General features: G+C 66.7%; 11 protein-coding genes. 7 read left to right on the top strand and 4 right to left on the bottom strand.

Annotated elements, in window-relative coordinates; genetic code table 11:
- The coding region (locus AC1DZT_RS24315; RefSeq protein WP_478009239.1) for a non-ribosomal peptide synthetase at positions 1 to 3816 on the top strand (3816 nt) is incomplete at its 5' end.
- A gap of 173 nt (positions 3817 to 3989) precedes the next feature.
- Here the strand turns inward: AC1DZT_RS24315 and AC1DZT_RS24310 are convergent.
- The 4 genes from AC1DZT_RS24310 to AC1DZT_RS24295 all read right to left on the bottom strand — a co-directional run bounded on the left by AC1DZT_RS24310 (position 3990) and on the right by AC1DZT_RS24295 (position 10834).
- On the bottom strand, positions 3990 to 5804 hold the full coding sequence (locus tag AC1DZT_RS24310) for an ABC transporter ATP-binding protein (RefSeq protein WP_478009238.1): 1815 nt from the start codon (positions 5802 to 5804) through the stop codon (positions 3990 to 3992).
- Between the two features lie 241 nt (positions 5805 to 6045).
- Positions 6046 to 7671: a hypothetical protein gene (locus AC1DZT_RS24305; RefSeq protein ID WP_478009237.1), complete on the bottom strand. Its 1626-nt coding sequence runs from the start codon at positions 7669 to 7671 to the stop codon at positions 6046 to 6048.
- Positions 7672 to 8075: 404 nt separating this feature from the next.
- Positions 8076 to 9674 carry a VPLPA-CTERM-specific exosortase XrtD gene (gene xrtD / locus AC1DZT_RS24300; RefSeq protein WP_478009236.1) on the bottom strand — a complete coding sequence of 533 codons (1599 nt, stop codon included), beginning with the start codon at positions 9672 to 9674 and terminating at the stop codon, positions 8076 to 8078.
- Between the two features lie 134 nt (positions 9675 to 9808).
- The gene (locus tag AC1DZT_RS24295; protein WP_478009240.1) at positions 9809 to 10834 is read right to left on the bottom strand and encodes a replication initiator protein A; all 1026 of its coding nucleotides are present in this window, start codon (positions 10832 to 10834) and stop codon (positions 9809 to 9811) included.
- A 536-nt stretch (positions 10835 to 11370) separates the two neighbouring features.
- On the opposite strand from AC1DZT_RS24295, the gene AC1DZT_RS24290 reads away from it, so the two are divergent.
- The 6 genes from AC1DZT_RS24290 (at position 11371) to AC1DZT_RS24265 (ending at position 19903) form a co-directional block, all read left to right on the top strand.
- Positions 11371 to 12750 carry an AAA family ATPase gene (locus AC1DZT_RS24290; RefSeq protein ID WP_478009235.1) on the top strand — a complete coding sequence of 460 codons (1380 nt, stop codon included), beginning with the start codon at positions 11371 to 11373 and terminating at the stop codon, positions 12748 to 12750.
- Positions 12751 to 12841: 91 nt separating this feature from the next.
- A complete protein-coding gene (locus AC1DZT_RS24285; RefSeq protein ID WP_478009234.1) occupies positions 12842 to 13966 on the top strand; it encodes a ParB/RepB/Spo0J family partition protein in 1125 nt (374 codons plus the stop codon).
- Between the two features lie 124 nt (positions 13967 to 14090).
- Positions 14091 to 15821, top strand: a complete 1731-nt coding sequence (locus AC1DZT_RS24280; protein WP_478009233.1) for a type I secretion system permease/ATPase — start codon at positions 14091 to 14093, stop codon at positions 15819 to 15821.
- On the top strand, positions 15818 to 17236 hold the full coding sequence (locus tag AC1DZT_RS24275) for an HlyD family type I secretion periplasmic adaptor subunit (RefSeq protein ID WP_478009232.1): 1419 nt from the start codon (positions 15818 to 15820) through the stop codon (positions 17234 to 17236). The genes AC1DZT_RS24280 and AC1DZT_RS24275 overlap by 4 nt, the downstream gene beginning before the upstream one ends.
- Before the next feature lie 72 nt (positions 17237 to 17308).
- Positions 17309 to 18361: an acyltransferase family protein gene (locus AC1DZT_RS24270; protein ID WP_478009231.1), complete on the top strand. Its 1053-nt coding sequence runs from the start codon at positions 17309 to 17311 to the stop codon at positions 18359 to 18361.
- Positions 18362 to 18541: 180 nt separating this feature from the next.
- Entirely contained in the window at positions 18542 to 19903 is a 1362-nt protein-coding gene (locus tag AC1DZT_RS24265) for an efflux transporter outer membrane subunit (protein ID WP_478009230.1), read from the top strand.
- Positions 19904 to 20021 lie beyond the last annotated feature (118 nt).

Genomic DNA, 20021 nt, shown 5'->3' with positions numbered 1-20021 from the left:
CCGCTGGTCGTCGAGGAAGTCGAGGTCAGCGCCGAGGGCATGACCATCGCCGAGGCGCTTCTGGCGCGGTTCAACCTGCTGAACCAGCGCTTCGACATGCAGGTCCCGCCGATGATCCGGATCTACATCGCGCAGGACAAGGCCAGCGGCCGCTGGATCTTCCACCAGCTGACCCATCACATGATGGACGACCAGACCTCGGTCAACCTGCAGGAACGCGAGATCGAGGCCTATCTGCAGGCGCGGGGCGATCAGCTGCCCACGCCCACCCAGTTCCGCAATTACGTGGCGCAGGCCCGGCTGGGTCTGCCCCGGTCCGAGCATGAGACCTTCTTCCGCGACATGCTGTCGGAGGTGGATGAGCCGACCGCGCCCTTCGGCTTCAGCGATGTGCTGGGCAACGGCGGCCTCATCCACGAGGAGCGCCGCTTCGTCGACCCCGACCTGGCGCGGCGCCTCTTTGCCGGGGCCCAGAAGATCGGGGTCAGCACGGCCAGCCTGTTCCACGAGGCCTTTGCCCTGATGATCGCCCGGCTTTCGGGGCGTGAGGATGTGGTCTTCGGCACGGTCCTTCTGGGCCGAATGCTGGGGGGCGAGGGGGCCGGGCGGATCATCGGCCCCTGCATCAACACGCTGCCGGTGCGGATCGCGCTGGGGGAGCTTGCGGTCCAGGACGGCATCCGGCGCACCCATATGCTTCTGGCCCGCCTTCTGCGGCATGAACATGCGCCCCTGAGCATGGTCCAGCGCAACAGCGCCATCCGGTCCAATGTCCCGGTGTTCAACTCGATCCTGAACTACCGCCGCCCGACGCAGGGCACCGGCGTGGGCCATTTCGGCCCGCAAAACCAGACCGCCGCCGCCAGCCCGGACGGCCCGGACCTTTCGGTTGAAGCTGACAAGGCCAGTGCGTGGTTTTCGACGACGATCCCGGGGCGGCATTTCATCCGCTTCTTCGAGCGGACGAACTACCCGCTGACCCTGTCGGTGGATGATTTCGGCGACGGGTTCCGGATGGTGGCACAGGTACAGGCGCCGATCGATCCCGACCGCGTCTGCGGCTATATGCAGACGGCTCTTGAGGACTTGGCCGCCGCGCTGGACTCCGCCCCCGAGCGTGGCCTGAACGAACTGACCATCATGCCCGAAGACGAGCGTCACCGCCTGCTGGTGGAGTGGAACGACACGGCCGTGCCCCTGGCGCCTCTGGTCACCCAGGACCTGATCCGGGCGCAGATGTCGCGCACGCCGGACCGGGTGGCGGTGAAATGCGGCGACGAGATGCTGAGCTATGCCGGGCTGGACGCCCGCGCCAACCGCATCGCCCGCGCCCTGCGCGACCGCGGCATCGGGCGCGGCGCGCTGGTCGGGCTCTGTGTCGGGCGCAATGCCGATCTGCCGGCCGCCCTTCTGGGCATCTTCCGGGCCGGGGCGGCCTATGTGCCGCTGGACCCCGCCTTCCCGGCGGACCGGCTGCAGTTCATGGTGGAAAATTCCGGCCTGCAGCTTCTGCTCTCCGAAACCGCCCTGGCCGGTGGCTTCGGCCTGCCGCGCGATCGGCAGCTGCTGCTGGATGGCGATGCCGCGGCCCTCGCCGCGCTGTCGGACCAGCCGCTGCCGCCCGATGCGGCGCGCGATGCCGGGCCGGAAGATCCGGCCTATGTGATCTATACCTCGGGTTCGACCGGCACGCCCAAGGGCGTGGTCATCCCGCACCGGGCCGTGGTCAACATGCTGCAAAGCATGGCGCAGGTGCCGGGGATAAAGGCCAGCGACGTGCTGATGGCCGTCACCACGCTGTCCTTCGACATTTCGGTGCTGGAACTGCTGCTGCCGCTGACCGTCGGGGCGGCGGTGGCGGTGGCTTCCAGCGCAGAGACGGCGGATGCCTATGCCCTGGCCGGGCTGATTGCTAGGCATGGCGCCAATATCCTGCAGGCCACGCCGGTCACCTGGCGCCTGCTTCTGATGACGGGCTGGACCGCACCGCCGGGCTTCAAGGCGCTGGTCGGCGGCGAAAGCCTGCCGCGCGAACTGGCCGAGGCGCTGATCGGGCAGGGGGTCGCGCTCTGGAACATGTACGGGCCGACCGAGACCACCGTCTGGTCGACCTGCTGCCAGATCCGCGATGCCGGCCATATCGGCATCGGCGGGCCGATCGCCAACACCCGCACCTATGTGCTGGACAAGCATGGCCAGCCCTGTGCCGCCAGCGTGCCGGGCGAGCTTTACATCGGCGGCGCCGGAATGGCGCTTGGCTACTGGCGCCTGCCCGAGCTGACCGCCGAGCGTTTCCTGCCCGATCCCTTCCAGCCGGGCGCCACGATGTTCCGCACCGGCGACAGCGCCTGCTGGCGCGAGGATGGCACGCTCGACCATCTGGGCCGGCTCGACTTCCAGGTGAAGATCCGCGGCCGCCGGATCGAGCTGGGCGAGATCGAGGCCCGTATCGACCGCCATCCCGGCGTGCGCGCCTCGGTCGTCATCGTGCGCGAGGATCAGCCGGGCGATCAGCGTCTGGTGGCCTATCTGACCGCGCGGGACCAAGCGGCGGCACCGGGCTCCGATCCGCATCGGGATCTGATTGCCGCCCTGCGCAGCGCCTTGCAGGACCAGCTGCCCGATTACATGGTGCCCTCGGCCTTCGTCGTGCTGGCCGAGATGCCCCTGACCCCCAATGCCAAGATCGACCGCCGGGCCCTGCCGGCCCCGGTCGGCACCGGGATGGCGAGCCAGACCCATACCGAACCCGAGACGCCGGTCGAAGAGCACCTCGCCGCCGTCTGGGCCGAGGCCCTGAACCTGCAGAAGGTCAGCGTCACGGATGATTTCTTCGAACTCGGCGGTCATTCCCTGCTGGCGCTGGAGGTTCTGGTCCGCGCCGAGCAACGCCACGGCATCAGGATCCCGGTCCGCGCCATGCTGGAAGGCCGCACCATCCGCCGCATCGCGCAGATGCTGGACAACACGGCCGCGCCGGCGCTGCCCAATGGCATCGTGAGCGTACGGCAGGGCGATGCCACCCAGACGCCCCTGTTCTGCATCCCGGGGATCGGCGGCGTGGCCCTGCAATACGAACGGTTGGCCGCCCGGATGCACACCCGCCGGCCGATCTATGCCATCGAGATGCATGACTTCGACTTCGGGTCAGACGCCCAGCCCTCGCTGAGCAAGATGGCCGCCACGGTCGTGCATTACATGCGCCAGGTGCAGAAGACCGGACCCTATGCGATCCTGGGCTATTCCTTCGGCGGCAACCTGGCCGTCGAGGTCGCCGCCGAACTGGAGAGCCAGGGCCAGAAGCTGGAACTGGTCTGCGTCATCGACTCCTATGCGCCGGGCTCCTTCGTGATCGGCGGCAGTGCGGTGGAAAAGCTTGTCCAGCACGTGAAGATATTGGCGCGCTCCTCGTTGCGGGATGCGGTCGGATATATCGGCTCCCGGGTGCAGCGCCGGCTGGGCCTGAAAGCGGCGTCTGCGGTTTCGCCGCGCGACCCCGCCCTTCAGCCGCCGGAAACCGAACTGCAGCGCCGCCTGCGCGCCGCCGCCGAGATGGGCAGCAGCGCCTTCTCGACCTATCTGCCGCGCCGGTTCAAGGGGCAGGTGGCCCTGATGCGCGCGCTGGTCATCGATGATTGGGTGCAGGTCCGGGATACGACCGGCACCAATGGCTGGAACGAGTTCTGCTGCAAGGTCGAGGTGATGAACATCAAGTGCCGTCACCTGGATCTGTTCAAGGACCCGCATATCACGACACTGGCGGAATGCGTGGACAATCTGCTGATGCGCGGGGAGGCGGTCGCAGGCGCGGCCTAGTGGCGCTCCGGAACGGAAAGAGGGGGAACCCGGATCTTCCTGCTCAGCGGCTTTCCGGGTCCCAAACCTCGGGGAGCCATGAAAAGTCGCATTCCAGAATAGCGCGCACCCCGCCTGCAGGAACTCATCCCGTAATAAATCTTATGTAAAATTACCGCTGTTTTGAGCCCGCTTCAGCTGGCCTCGCGGGCATCGACCAGCCGGCGGAAGGCGGCGTTGTCGCTGTAAAGCGTGTCATAGTTGCCCAGGCCCACCATGCGGCCGCGATCCAGCACCAGGATCTGGTCGCAGTTGCGCACCGTGCTGATCCGGTGCGCGATCAGCAGGATCGTCTTGGTCCCGGTCAGCTCGTTGATCGCCTTGACCACCTCCTGCTCGGTCAGATTGTCCAGCGCCGAGGTCGCCTCGTCAAAGACGATGATGCCGGGATTGTTGTAGAGCGCCCGGGCAATGCCGATGCGCTGGCGCTGGCCGCCCGAAAGCCGCACGCCGCGCTCGCCCACCATGGTGCCGAAACCCTCGGGCATCTGGGTCTCGATGAATTCGAGGATCTGCGCCATGCGGGCGGCTTCCCGGACCCGTGCCATGTCGATCTCTGCGGGCAGGAGACCCAGGGCGATATTCTCGGTCACGCTGGCATCCAGAAGGAAGATGTCCTGCGGCACATAGCCCAGATCCGCCTGCCAGGCGCGCACATTGGCCGGGGTGACGGGCACGCCATCGACGAGGATCTGACCCTGATCCGGGGTCAGAAGGCCCAGGAACAGATCGACCAGCGTCGTCTTGCCCGCCCCGGTGGAACCGACGATGCCCAGGGTGGAGCCGGCCGGGATGGTCAGGTTCAGGTCAGAAAGCGAGTCGCTTTCCGCCTGCGGATAGCGGAAACCAAGGCTGCGCAGTTCGACGGCATGGGTGAAGGGAAGGGACGTGGCCGGGGCGGCGGGCAACGGCGGCAGGCTGTCGCGCTCGGCCAGATCGGCGGTGATGCCATCGATCACCGCCCCGCCAAAGCGCAGTTGGGCCAGCGATTGATAGACCCCCTGCACCGCGGGCAGGATACGGTAGCCGGCGAAGGCATAAAAACCCAGAAGCGGCAAAACCTGCGACAGGGCGCCGGTTTCGCTGCTGCGGTATTTCACCATGAGGGCAAGGGTCAACAGGATGATCCCGCCAAAGGCAATCGCCTCGATCGCATAGCGCGGCACCATGGCCACGCTGTTCGTCGCCGCCTGAAGATGGCCGAAGTCATGCGAGGCGCGGGCAAAACGGCGGCTGTAATGGGCCTCGCGGCCCAGAAGCCGGACCGCCTTGATCCCGCCCAATGCCTCTGAAACGGTGCGGAACCGTTCATGGCTGGCCAGAAAATGCTCCTGGCTGGCGCGGGCCAGATAGGTGCGGATCAGGACATAGATGCCCAGATAGGCGCCGGCCAGCACCAGAACCCCAATCATGGCAACCTCGGGATTGACCACGATCAAAAGCGCGACCAGCACGACCAGCAGGACGCTCTGGGCGATCAGGTTGGCGGCGGGCTGATAGGCATTGCCGACCAGAACGTTGATGTCGGAGAGCAGTTTCTTGCCCATGTCGCCGCTGTGGCGGTGCAGGAAATAGACATAGGGCTGGCGCAGATAGGTCTCCAGAAGACGCGCGCCGATCCGGAAGGTGCAGATCTGGGTGAAGCGGTTCACCAGAAAGAGGCCGATACTGCGGACGGCAGCCGAAGCGATCAGCAGCAGGAAGGACACCAGACCCAGAAAGATCAGAAAATTCTCTGGATCGGTAAAGCCGAAGGTGTCGTGAGCCCAGGCCAGCGTGGCATTCTTGGCGATCAGGTCCGGATTGGCCAATACGGCGAGGAAGGGCATGATCGAGACCGTGCCCAGCGTGTCGAAAAGCGCCATGACCACCACGATGCCCACGACCAGCCAAGCCTGCCAGCGTTCCTGTGCATCAAGCAATCGGTAGGCTTTCAACAGGTACTTCAATCCCACTCCCCGAACTCGTTCACACTACCCTGACAAGGCAGCGCCTTGCGATAAAGGTTGAGCAAAGAGCTCACCCTGCCACAACACAGATTGCTGCCCACATGAAGGCCCGGCGCACTTTCGGATGCAAAAGTCTGCCTGTGCTGCCAAAAAACCACTCATATTAGGGGTATAGGAACGATCCTTACACAAATGAGACCGTTTTGCACCATCCGGAATCCGGGGCCGGAGCCCCGGCATTTCAAGGCAGGGGCAAGGGGGCCTGTTGATACTGTTTCCCGCCGCCGGTGCCGAACCAGGAGGGGGAATGCTGGTTGAGGTCCATGAGCAGGTCGCCGCGGGGATTGTGGTCGCCGAGGGCGCTGAAGATGCTCCAGGCGCCGTATTGGCTGGAGGCGGCGACATCGCCGTAATGCATGAAGGGGCCGTCGCTGACCGCGGCCCAGCCGATCCAGAGTTCGTGGTAAAGCTCCGCCATGGCCTGACTGCGCGAGAAGCCCGACAGGAAGGTGGTCAGCGTCGCCAGATCGGCCGCGCTGATCCCGTCGAGCGCGAAAGAGTGCAGCAGGTGCGAGCCGCCTTCATAGGCGACCAGATCCAGGCCGTATTTGTCGGCGATCGCCTTGTGGGCCGCCCATTGCGCTTCGATCTGCGGGATCGACTGGGGATAGTTCGGATCCTCCATCTTGGCCTTGAGCCAAGCCGTCGCATCGATGCTGCCGTTCTTCAGCACGGTCAGCAGCTCGTCGCGCAGCGCCGTCGTCGCCATGGTGGCGCTGCCGAAATAGGTCGTCACCGCAAGGGAATCAAAGACCGCGGAAGGCGGCACATAGCCGGCGGGATCGTATTTCTGCCAGAGCGATGCGGTCAGAAGCTGGGTGGCAATCCAGGAATTGTCGGTCTGGGCCCCCATCACATTGTCCACCCGGGCATCGGCCTCGCTGCCGAAGACCTGATCCCAGATCAGCGCCGATTTGGTCGCCAGCATCGCGCCATAGCTGAGCCAGGCCGCGCCGTCGGTCGTGCCCCAGACCGTCTTGGCCTGGGCGGCCAGCCATTGCGTCTGGGTGAAGGCCCAGTTCCAGGTCTCGTTGCTGTATTCGACATGGACCTTCAGCCCGGGGTTCAGGTGGTCGCGCACATAGGTCGCGAAATTGCGGATATAGGACTCGTCCGCCCCGGCCGGCATGTTGAACCAGGGCTCGGTCCCGGTCTGGTTGGCCAGTTCCACCATCACTTCCACCGGCACGCCCGCCGTGGCCCAGGTCACATCCCCCGTCTGCGGGCGGTCCGCCCAATGCGCCGAGGTCACGCCATCGTCGGTGTTCATCCATTCCATGAAGCGCAGCTCGCGCGCATCCTGCACCACCGCAAGCCAGGCCGGGTTGAAGATCTCGCCCGCGTCGTGCAGCGCCTCGTATTGCTGCGGCACGATCGCCACGTCGCGCAGGTAATTGCCGTTGTGCTTGGGGTCGGTCGCCGTGATGTCCATCGTCAGCGTGTTGCCCGTCATGCTCTGGAACACGATCCGCCCGGGTTCCGAGCTCAGGATCTTGGCATCGCCGCCAAGCTGCACCGTCCCCTCGCCGGTATAGGTCAGCACATAGACMCCSGCCCGCGAGGCCGCCGCCGCCGCATCCGTCGAGCTGCTGCCCCAGTCCCAGACCGTCCCCACCGAGGTCAGCCCCGCAGGGATCGAGGTCGGCCAGCCATTCGCATCCAGATAGCCCCGGCTCTGCAGCGACGTGTAGTTCATCGCATCCCAGGTCGTCCCGCTGTGCCCGATCCACGGACGCGACGTCTTCATCAGATCCAGAAACGGCATCTGCGTCGACCAGTCCGAGATATGCGTCAAGCCAAAGGCCAACGTCGGATCCGTAAGACCGGATCCGGATGCGATGCTCGTGCCTGCAGTGGTCATGTTTTTCCCCTGTCCGTCTGCGCGTTGTGCATCTGGCCCAGGAGACGAATCTTGTCGTCCTGCCGGAAACAGACACAAACCTCGGTAGCGATGAAAACTGTAATCATGGGCCTCGACATGGCCTGATTATGTCGAACTCATGAACAAAGCCTGTAATTTTGGCGGAATTTTGCCCCTCCGCTCTACAGTCGCCATAATTGTCTGTAAAAAACCCCGCAAGTCGGGAACCGCCGCAAAATTTCCAACTGGCAGCATCACGCCGAAGCCGGAGGGGCATTTGCCTGTTTTTTCGCCGATATGGGGGGCCAGGCCGTCGGTCTGGCGGATTCCGGCTAGATTTACGGGGCCGCTCAGGGCCCCGCTACAAACCGTGGTAGGGGCACGGCCACCGCGCGCAGCGCGTCCTGCAGCCGGGATTCGGCCCGGGCCAGGGATTCGCCCTGGGCGATCGGGGTGATCAGCCGCACGATGGCCCCGTCGCTGCGCCCGCTGCGCACCTTGGAAACAGCCATGATCAGCTTGGCATAATAAGAGGACGCCGTCCGCCGGCCCTGCTGGTCATACCAGTAATAGACCAGCATCCGGTCCAGCCCCTTCTGGATCACCGCCCGGTTCAGCGTGAAGGGGGCGCCCGGCGCATCGGCGGGCGCATCGATTGTTTCCAGCGCGGAAATCTCCCAGCCGGCCGAGGGCAGGCAGATCGTGGGCGAATGGGTGCCGCCGGCCATCTGGTCGCGGTACCAGGCGATGAAGAGGTCGACGGTCTGCGCCGCCGCCGGATTGGCGAGCGTCACCAGATGGTAATCATCCGCCGCCAGCACCTTTGCGGTCTGGGCATCGAGCCGTTGCGGCGCCGAGGCGGTCCAGTCGCCGATCTGCATCGGAAAGGCATAGAAGGGATCGCGCGCAACCTGTGCCAGCGGCCGTGCCGGGATCACCGCCCAGGCCAGCGCCCCCACCGCCATCAGAAGCGTCACCCCGACCAGGGCCCGCGAAGGCTCGATCCGGCGCAGCCGGGCAAACTGCGGCCAGAGCCCGTCGAAATCCAGGTCCAGCGCCTCGGCCAGCGTCATCTTCTGCGGGTTCAGGAGCAGCATGATCCGCGCCAGGGCAAAGAGGATCAGCACGCAGACGAGGAAGATCACCCAGCCTTCCATGAAATGGGTCAGGCCCTCGACGAATTCGGTGCCGTAGCGGTCCACCACCACGCCGGCAATCGCGATGCGGACCGAATTCATGAAGACGGTGATCGGCACCGCCGAAACCAGCAGCACCGCCTTGTGCCAGGTCGGCCCTTTGTAGAGCACCGCGAAGATGTAGGAGAAGGACAGGATCGGAAACAGATAGCGCAGGCCCGAACAGGCCTCGGCCACCTGCAGCTTGTAGACGCCCAGGTCGATGATGTTGCCGTCCAGGAAGACCGGCACCGACAGAAGATCGAGAAAGACGATGCCGAGATGCGAGGAGACCCCCTGCAGCCAGGTCGACAGCCCGTAATAGAGCACCCCCGGCAGGGGCAGCATATAGATCAGGTGCAGGACGGGCGGCCAGAACTGCCGGCCCCGCGCCCAGCCGAAGGTCACGAGGATCATGCCGCCGACCCAGAGGATCATCGCATAGGCGGCGAAATCGGAAATCTGGATCAGCCGGCCGAACCCGCCCAGAACCATGGCCAGCAGGATCACCACCACCCCGGCGCCGCGGTCGGTCACCGGATGGCTCTGGATCGGCACGCGCTTGAGATGGCGCAGGAACAGGAAGGCCGAGAGGAGCGGGATCAGGGGCCCATGGCTGTATTCCGGCAGGGCCCAGGCCTCGGCCAGGGCGGCGACGCCGGTCTGGAAATAGATCCCGGCCGACAGCAGGGCGAGGCCGAACCAGAACAGGCCCCAGGGCCGGGTTTCCCCCTGAACGGAAAACGGTTCAGTGAACGACTTGGATCCCGGCACCCTGCACTCTTTCCCCGACACACCAGCTTGCGCCCTCTCTAGCAGCTTGGGGCGGATTTCTCAATTTGCATCGCATGGTGGGGCGGGGCGGGGACAGGTTTCACGCCGGGCTGTGGATCTCATGCCCAACCCCATTACCCGCCGCGCGCCCGGACCCAGCCCAGAAAGGCGCGGTCGGGGGCATGGATCTGCGGGCGGCCGGTGGCCTCCCACCAGGCGCGCCATTCGGCCTCCAGCGCATAGACATCGGCCCCGGGGCTGAGCTGGCGCGCCGCCTCGAAGGTTTCGGGGGCAAAGGGCGGCAGGCGGGGCAGGCCCGCGGGGTCCGCCGCCTCGGGCTCGATCACGCCGCGCGGGCGGAAGGCCAGGATATCGCCGGGCTCCTCCTCGATGCGGTAATCGGGCAGGCCATCGGCGCGGATGATCTCGCGCAGCATGGCGCGGAACACCCGGCGCGGGCTGGTCGAGCCGGATTTCTTCAACAGCGTCTCCAGCGAGATCCGCCATTCCGGTTGGCGGCCGACATGTTTGCGCGCGATCTCGTAAAGCCGGCGCTCCAGGGGTTTGCGCAGCGAGAAATAGCTGCGGCTGAGGGTCAGCACCGATTTCGACAGCACCGCCCGGTAAAGCCAGTCCGACAGGGTGACCGAGACCGAGACCATCCGCCCGGCCCGGGTGTGGCGCACGATCTCCCAGGCCTCGATCAGGCCGAAGCCGGAGGTCACCTCGACATCGCCGGTGGCGATATTGGTGGTGATGCGGGTGCCCGCCAGCCGTTCGAAAGCCTCGCGCAGGCGCTGGTAGCCATCGCCCGAGGTCTCGCGCCCGGTGGCCAGCAAGAGGTCATGCGCGGTCAGCGTCAGCACCCGGCTGGTCGGCTGGCCCGCGTTCAGCGCCGCCATCAGCTGGCTGATGCAGAAGATCAGGATATCGGCGTCGAAGATCGTGGCCCTGCCGCGCACCGAGGGCGTCACGGTGATTTCCGCCGCATTGTGGCGATAGGTCAGGATGCGCAGGTCGGGCCGGGTCGACAGCGAGAACAGGGGATGTTCCATGCTGGCCAGGTCATGCTTGGGCGCCACGCCGAAGAAATCGCAGACGAAGAAATCGACCTCGGCGGGTTTGATATCTGGCGGCCTGAAAGCCGGCGCCGGTTTCACCGCAGCGGCGCGGGGCGCTCTCACCGCGCGCCCCCCCTGCCCCGATTCACCGCCCGTTTCCCGGCCCGATTCCCCACCCGTTTTCCCGCCCGTTTCCCGGCCTGGTTTCCGATCCGATGCCCGCCCCGCGGCCCCGGATCCTGCCCCGCCCTATCGTCGTTTCATTGACACCCATGCTAGGGCCTCGGGCCCTGCCCGTCCAGAACGGCTTCGGGGGATCGGAGTCGGGCCAGCGGGGGATCAGAGTCGCCCTATCGTGGGATCAGAGTCACCCTGACGCGCAAAAGCCCCGGGATCGGCTTTCACATCAAGGGCTTGCAGAAAGCCGCGAAAGCCGTAACCCTTAAATTAACATACCCATAACTGAAAAAGACGGCAGACTTGGGCAAAACCGGCCAGATCCCGCGGTCCGACCCGGCCCACCCGCCCCGCGAAACCCCCGATTTTGCTGAGAATCAGAAGGGATGTTCGCTCCTGCTTGGCATGTTCGGTCTTTTGCGGTACCTTGGCAAAAAAGCATGACATGGCGGGATAAGATGAGCGATCAGGCCTTGCCTCCCTACTTCAACATCGGTCCCGACCGGGCGATGAAAACCCTGGGCGCCGGCACCGGCACCGCCGATTTCGCCGCCATCGCCGAGGCCTGCCGGCGCGGCCGCGACGACCTGGCGGCGCGCGGCATGGATGAAAGCGGCGCCAAGCGGTTGCGGCTCTTCTCCACCTGGGAAATCACCAAATACCTGATCCCGGTCGCCGTCCAGCATTTCCGCCGGGTGCTGCGCCTCAACCCCGACCTGCCGCAGGGCCGCGCCGATACCGAGGGCGGCGCGCGCTGGTTCACGCTGGACGAGGTGCTGCGCCTGCGCGCCCATTTCGGGCAGGAGGGTTCCAAGGCCAAGGAATACCTGCCCTACCGCCCGGCCGGCCTGCCCGCCAAGATCGTCACCGTGGCCAATTTCAAGGGCGGCGTCGGCAAGACCTCGACCTGCGCCCATCTGGCGATGTCGGCGGCGCTGGATGGCTACCGGGTGCTGGTGATCGATCTGGACAGCCAGGGCTCGATGTCCTCGATCTTCGGGGCGCGGATCGCCGATGAATGGGGCACGGTCTTTCCGCTTCTGGCCCGGCATTACGCGCAATCCTTGCGCGCCGACAACCAGCGCCGGGTCGACCGCGGCGATGCCCCTCTCGCCATGGACGAGACCCTGGCCGAGGCTTTGAAGGTCAAGGCCGCCGATGTCATCCACAAGACCCACTGGCCCAATATCGACCTGATCGGGGCGCAGCTGAACCTCTACTGGGCCGAGTTCCAGATCCCGGTCTGGCGCATGGCCTCGCGCGGCTGGAAGCTCTGGGATGCGCTGACCGATATCCTCGCCGCCGATGGCGTTCTGGACCAGTATGATGTGATCTTCCTCGATACGCCGCCGGCGCTGGGGTATCTCACCATCAATGGTCTGGCCGCCGCCGATATCCTTCTGGTGCCGCTTGGCGCCTCGTTCCTCGAATTCGACAGCACCGGCCGGTTCTTCGACATGCTGCATTCGACCTTCCATTCGATCGAAGAGGGCGAGAACATCGCCGCCCGTGCGCTTGGCCGACCGGAACTGTCCTTCGAATGGGATGCCGTGCGCGCCGTGATCACCCGCTATGACGCCGGTCAGCAGGCCGAGATGGCCGGGCTGATCCAGGCCTATATGGGGCGCATCCTCTCGCCCTGGCGGCAGGATTACACCGCGCTGATCGGCCAGGCCGGGGAAAGCGTCAACGGCATCTACGAGGCCGATTACCGCGACTTCAACCGCGAGACCTATGCCCGCGGCCGCGCCACCTTTGACGAGACCTATGCCGGGCTGAAAGAGCTGCTGATCGGCGCCTGGCGCCGCGACGAGACGGAGGCAAAGGGCGCAGCATGAGGGTCTTTCCGCGAGCTTTGAGAAAAAAATCAATATTTTCAATGCTTTACGTAACCACGTTTCGCGTGCGAAACATCGGAGGGCGCCAGGGATGGCCAAACGCAAACGTCTGACCCTGCCGCATCTGGCCGAAACCCCCGGCCTTGCCGAGCCCGCTGCCGAAAGCCTTCCCGCCCCGTCCCGCGCCGAGGCGCTGTTTCCGATGGGGGTGTCGCGCAGCAGCGCGCCGATCTCCTGGGTGGCGGGCGAGGCATCCGCCGTGGCCGCCCTCTCCGATCTCGCCGGCGAGGTGGCCCTGGCCCGTGACGGCGGCCGGATGATCGAGGCCCTGCCGCTCTCGGCGGTGGAGGGCGATTATCTGGTGCGCGACCGGATGGTGGCCGACGAGGCCGAGCTTGAAACCCTGATGCAATCGCTGCGCGCCCGCGGTCAGCAGATGCCGATCGAGGTCACCCCCCTGCCCGGGGGCCGCTATGGCCTGATCTCGGGCTGGCGGCGGCTGACCGCCCTGCGCCGCCTGCAGGCCGAGGCGCCGGAGGAGCGCCGCTTTGCCAGCGTCCTCGCCATCCTGCGCCACCCCGAGGCCGCCTCGGAAGCCTATCTCGCCATGGTCGAGGAAAACGAGATCCGGGTCGGCCTGTCCTATTACGAACGCGCCCGGATCGTGGCGCGGGCCGCCGAACAGGGGGTGTTTCCCGATGCCGCCGCCGCCCTGTCGCGGCTGTTCGCGGCGGCCAGCCGGGCCAAGCGGTCCAAGATCGGCTCCTTCCTGCGCATCGTGGCGGCGCTGGACGACCGTCTGCGCTTTGCCAGCCATATCCCCGAACGGCTGGGCCTGGCCCTGGCGCGGCGGCTCGAGGCCGATGCCGCCTTCACCACCCGCCTGCGCGACCGCCTGCGCAAGACCCCGGCCGAGACGGCCGAGGCCGAACTGGCCCTCCTGGAGCGCGCCCTGACCGCCCCGAAACAGCCCCCCGCCCCGAGCGCGGGGCCCGCGCCTGACGGACCCCTGCCCGAGGCCGCCCCCCCTGCGCCCGCCGCCGAAACCGTCTCTGTTCCCGCCCGACCCATGCCCCCCTTCCCCCTGCCCGGCACCGAGGAGATCCCCGGGGTCTGGGTCGAGGGCGGCCTTGGCGTCCTCACCCTGCGCGGACCGGGGGTGACGGCCCATTTCCAGATGCAGCTGATCCGCCTTCTGGCGCAGTTCCGCGATTAACCGCCGCGCCGGAGATCGCTCAGATCCTGCCCGGCGTGAAGGTTTTGTTTCCATTCCGGCGCTAAACCGGACATCTGATGGCCAAGCCATGCTAGAGTGGTCGCGCCTTGAAAGAATGTCGTCCATGAAGCCTGTCCCCTCCGGTCCCGAGGAATTGCGCGCCGCCCGTCGGCTGGGCGCCCGTCTGATGTGGGCGGCCTTCGTCTTTTCGGTCTTCGTCAACCTCCTCGGCCTGACCGGCTCGCTCTTCATGCTGCAGGTCTATGACCGGGTGCTGCCCTCGCGCTCGGTCGAGACCTTGCTGGCGCTGTTTCTGCTGATTTCGGGTCTGTTCCTGCTGACGGCGACGCTGGATTACGCGCGCGGCCGGGTCATGGCGCGGGTCGGCGCGCGGTTCCAGACCGCACTCGACCGCCGGGTCTTCGAGGCGACGCTGCGCCGGGCCTCCAACCCGCAGGAGCGTGCCATGCCGGCCTCGGCGCTGCGCGATGTCGAGGCGGTGCAGCAGTTCTTCATCTCGCCGGTGCTCCTGGCCCTGATGGACCTGCCCTGGGCGCCCTTCTTCATGGCCTCATTGTTTCTGTTTCATCCGATGTTGGGCTGGGCGGGGCTGGCCGGCGGGGCGATCCTCGTGGTCCTGACCGTGGCCAACCAGATCCTGACCGCGCGCAAGGTGGCGGGGGCGCAGGTGGCCAGCCAGGCGGCCTCCTTCTTTGCCGAACAGGTGCGCTCGGGGACCGAAGTGGTGATGACGCAGGGCATGCGGCGCGTCATGACCGAACGCTGGGTGGTGCGGCGGCAGGACGGGCTGGCGCAGGTCCTGTCGGCCAATGACTGGACCGGCAGCTTTTCGACCCTGACCAAGACCTTCCGGCAATATCTGCAATCGGTGATGCTGGCGATCGGCGCCTATTACCTGATGAAGGGCGAGATGTCCTCGGGCGGGATGGTGGCCTCCTCGATCCTGCTGGGCCGCGGCCTTGCGCCCATCGAACAGGCGCTGGGGCAATGGCAGGTGGTGCAGAAGGCGCGGTCGGGCTGGGTGGCGCTCGGGCGTTATCTGGCGGCCACCCCGCTGCACCCGAGCCTGGCCGACCTGCCCGCGCCCAAGGCCTGGCTGCAGGTCCAGGCGCTGACCGTGGTGCCGCCCGGCGCCAAGCTGCCGGTGATCCGCAACATCTCGTTCCAGCTCGATCCCGGCCATGCGCTGGGGGTGATCGGCCTGTCGGGCTCGGGCAAGTCGACGCTGGCGCGCGCGCTTCTGGGCTATTGGCCGCCCTCGGGGGGCGAGATCAGGCTCGATGGGGCCACATTGGCGCAATATGACCCGGATATCCTTGGCCGCCACATCGGCTATCTGCCGCAGGCGGTGACGCTCTTCACCGGCACCGTTTCGGAGAACATCGCCCGCATGGCCGAGGCGCCGGATGGCGAGGCGGTGGTGGCCGCGGCGAAACGCGCCAATGCGCATGAGATGATCCTGCGCCTGCCCGAAGGCTACAACACGGTGATCGAGGGCAACATGAGCCAGCTGTCCGGCGGCCAGCGCCAGCGCATCGCCCTGGCCCGGGCGCTTTACGGCGATCCGGCGCTGCTGATCCTGGACGAGCCGAACTCGGCGCTGGATGCCGAAGGCTCCGAGGCGCTGAATGCCGCGGTGCGCGAGATGAAGGCGCAGGGCAGGGCGGTGATCATCATGACCCACCGGCCGCTGGCGATTGCCGAATGCGATTTCCTGATCGTGATGGAGGGCGGCCAGATCACCAGTGCCGGCCCGCGCGACCAGGTGCTGGAACAATCGGTCAAGAATGCCGGCAGCCTGAGGCCCTCGCTGCAGCGGAGCAAATCGCCATGACGAAATCCGCCAAGGCGCCGCGGGGTGCCATCCATTCCGTCTCTGATCGCGCCAGGCCGGCCGGATTTTCCCCCGCCGTCGCGGGCAGCCCGGCCACCGCCGCGCCGCGCCAGCCGCAGCACCGCGACCCGACCTGGCCGGCCCGGCTGCCGATGGCGATCGGGATGATCTCGCTGGTGCTGCTGGTCGGCGGCTTCGGGGTCTGGTCGGTGACCAGCCGGATCGCCGGCGCCGTGGTGGCCCCCGGCACGATCCAGGTCGAAAGCAACCGCCAGGTCGTCCAGCATCCCGATGGCGGCGTGGTGGGCGAGATTCTGGCCCGCGATGGCGATCATGTGAAGGCGGGGGATGTGCTGATCCGGCTCGATGGCAGCCGCACCCAATCGGAACTGGCGATCGTCGAGGGGCAGCTGCGCGATCTCGCCGCCCGCGAGGCCCGGCTCGAGGCGGAACGCGACGGGCGCGATGCCGTCACGCCGGTCGCCTCCTATACCGGCCAGCTTTACGACGATGCCGATTTCGCCGCCCGGCTCGAGAATGAGAAGAGCCTCTTTCACGCCCGCCTCGATGCTTTGGCGCAGGAAAGCGGCCTCCTGAAGGAACAGAGCGGCCAGCTGCAGACCCGGATCGACGGCACCCAGGCCCAGCTTGACGCGGTCCACCGCCAGGTCGATCTGCTGAGCGCCGCCCTGGCCACCCGCAAGGACCTTCTGCAGCAGGGGCTGGAACAGGCCTCGCATGTCATGGACACCGAACGCGAGCTGGCCAATCTGCAGGGCCAGGTCGGCCAGCTGACCGCGCAGATCGCCGAGCTGAGGGGCCAGATCTCGTCCAATTCCATCTCGATCCTGCAGCTGACCACCAAGCGGCGCGAAGAGGCGGTGACGCAGTTGCGCGACATCCAGGCCAAGGCGCTGGATCTGGTCGAACAGGAACTGGCGCTGAAGGACACGCTGTCGCGGCTGGTGATCCGGGCGCCGGTGGCGGGTGTCGTCTATGGCTCGCGCGTCTTTGCGGTGCGCTCGGTGGTGCAGCGGGCAGAGCCGATCCTCTACATCATCCCCCAGGGCCAGCCCCTCGTGGTGGCCGCCAAGGTCGATGCGACCCATATCGACAATGTCTATATCGGCCAGCCGGTTTCGCTGCGCATCACCGCCTTCGACCAGCGCGAGACCCTGCCGGTCGAGGGCCGCGTGACCCAGATCTCGGCCGATGTGCTGACCGACGACACCACCCATCAAAGCTATTACGCCGTCAGAATAGAGCCTGATGCCGCCGGATTGGCCACTTTGGGCGGCAAGACCCTGGTGCCGGGCATGCCGGTCGAGGCCTTCATCACCACCGGCGACCGCAGCCCGATGAGCTACCTTCTGCACCCGTTCCAGATCTATTTCGACAAGGCCTTCCGCGAGTAGGGGAAAGCTCTGGCGCAAGGCGGGATGTCGGTCCAGACTGGCACCGCTACGGCAAGGGCGAGGCGGGGCAAGATGGCAGAGGCGGAGTGGCGCGGTCGGGCCGGGGCGGATGCGCCGGTGGGGGCTTCTTCCGTTTCGCGTCAGCTCTGGCCGGACTGGGCCAAGGGGCTGGGCATCATCCTGGTGGTTTTCGGCCATGTCTGGCGCGGGCTGCTGCCGGCAGGCATTCCGATCGAAGGATGGCTGTTCCAGACCGTGGATCGGCTGATCTATGCCTTCCACATGCCGGTGTTCTTCTTCGTCTCGGGCCTGTTCTTCCATGCGGGCCTGGTCCGCCGGCCGCCTCTGGCCCTGCTGTGGTCCCGCGTCGTCACCCTGCTTTGGCCGCTGGCAATCTGGACCTGGATCTTCTTTGCCTTCAAGGCGGCGGTCGGACAGCTGGCCAATACGCCGGTGCCCTGGAGCGCCTTTCCCCTGATCCCCCTGCCGCCCCGCGAAGAGTTCTGGTTCCTCTGGGCCCTGTTTCTCGTTCAGGCCGTGCTGATCCTTGTCCTGCGCCCCGTGGTGCGTCACGCGGCGTGGCGCCTTGCCGGATGGGGTCTGGCCTATGTTCTGGCCCTTCTCCTCGCGGTCTTGCAGCCGGGGGTGGGAAGCTTTGCGGTCTGGTTGGTCGGGGCCTATAGCAATGCGCCCTATTTCATCCTGGGCGTGCTGCTGTCGCAGCCTCTGCTGGCCAGAACCCCGGTCGTGCCGGCGCTGGCGGGCGCCGTGGTCTTTCTGGTCTTCGAGGGCCTGGCGCTTGTGCTTGCCAATTCCGCGGCGGTGGCGCTGCTGGTTGGCACCGGGGCCACCCTGGGCTTCGTTCTGTGCCTGCGCGGGCTTGAGGCCATCGACCCACGCGGCCTCGGCTGGCTGGCGCGGCTGGGTCAATGGTCACTGGCGATCTATGTGGCGCATGTGATCTTCTCGGCGGCGACGCGCATCCTGCTTTTGAAGCTCGGGGTGGAAAGCCTCGGGCTGCATCTCCTCCTCGGGGTCGCCACCGGGGTCATCGGGCCGCTTGTCCTTTTGGCCCTGGCGCGCCGCGCGGGTCTCCTGCCGCTTCTGGGGTGGCAGAGCCTCTGAGCCCGACTGGGGCGCTTCTGACACAATATCACCACAGAGCGGGTGAAAATCCACGGCAGATGCGGGTTTCATGATCTGCTGGCCTGCCGTTGTGCTAGCTTTGGCCATCTCGTCGTCGGAGGACCCGCCAAGGGTCACGTGATGCGCCGGGTGAGGCAGAAATCGAACAGGGCAGGGCAGATGCACTTGCACGGCTTATGGCGTGGTCTGGGGCGGGTGGCTCCCGCGGCGGCGCTGGTTCTGGCCGGTTGTGACGGCGGTGCCCCCTTGCCCGCGGCGCGGATGGAATTGCCGGCGCGGTATTCGCATGTGGCGCCGCCGCCGCGGCCCGATGCCGCCCTCACCACTTGGTGGCATGGCTTTCATGACCCGGTGCTGGATCAGCTGGTGGCCCAGGGCCTGGCGCAGAATGTCTCGCTGCAGATCGCCGCCGTCCGGGTCCGCGAGGCCGAGGGCAATGCCCGCGCCAATGGTGCCGTGCTGTCGGACAGCTTCTCGCTTTCGGTGGATCACACCCATTACAGCGACACCGCGGCGGGAGAGCTCGCGATCAACGCCTCTCCCTTCGGCGGGCGTCACAAAAGCGCTGTCGCCGCCGCCTCGGCCCGGGTTGCCGCGGCGCGCTATGGTGCGGCCAATGCCAGGCTGCAGCTTCTGGGCGAACTGACCCAGGCCTATGTCGACCTGCGCTTTGCCCAGGCCCAGATGGCGCAGAGCCGGCTCGACCTTGCCTCGCGCCACACCACGCTCGACAGTCTGAAGGCCCAGATGAAGCTGGGCGCCGCCACCCGGCTCGACATCGTCAGCGCCGAGGCCCTGGTGGCCGAGACCGAGGCCCGCCTGCCGCAGCTTGCCGCCGCCAGCGCCCGGCAGGAGGGCAAGATCGCCACGCTGCTGGGCCAGCCGGCCGGCACGCTGGGCATCAACCTGGCCTATCCCGGCCGCCAGCCGGTGCTGGCCACGCCGGGCCGCATCGGCATTCCGGCCGACCTGGTGCGCCGCCGCCCCGATATCCGCGGGGCCGAGGCGCAATATGCCGCGGCACTGGGCGATCTGGGCCAGGCCCGCGCCGCCTTCTATCCCAGCCTCAGCCTTTCGGGCACGATCAGCGCCCCGCTGGACAGCCTGACCGGCACCAGCCATTCCTCGACGCTGGGCCTGTCGCTGCCGCTCCTCAGCCTGCCGCGGCTGCAGGCCGAGGCCGATGTCGCCCATGCCACGGCCGAGGAGGCCTATCTGAACTGGCGGCTCTCGGTCCTCTCGGCGGTCGAGGATGTCGAGACGGGCCTCGCGGCGGTGGCGGGGTCGCGGCTGGCGGTGCAAAGGACCCAACGCGTGGTGGCCCTGAACGCCGAGGCGCTGGATCTGTCGCGCAAGCTTCTGGAAAGCCGAGGCGATGTGACAGCACTGGACGTGCTGGACCGCGAGCGCCTGGTCTCGCAGGCCCGGACCAGCCTGGCGCAAAGCCAGCGCGATTATGCCAGCGATACCATAGCGCTTTACGTGGCCCTCGGGCTCGGCCCCGATCCGGAGGCGCCATGACCCGGCGGGATGTCGCGCAGTTCTGCCACGCCTCTGGGCCCATAATGGCCCGGGGCCGGCACAATTGCACCGGAAGTCTGGACAGGGACCCAAAATTCGACACAATTCACGGTTGTTA

Source organism: Rhodobacter sp. P1_C2, from assembly GCF_056406375.1.
Note: the sequence above shows the minus strand (reverse complement) of the source record. Positions and strands in the feature narration are given on the sequence as shown.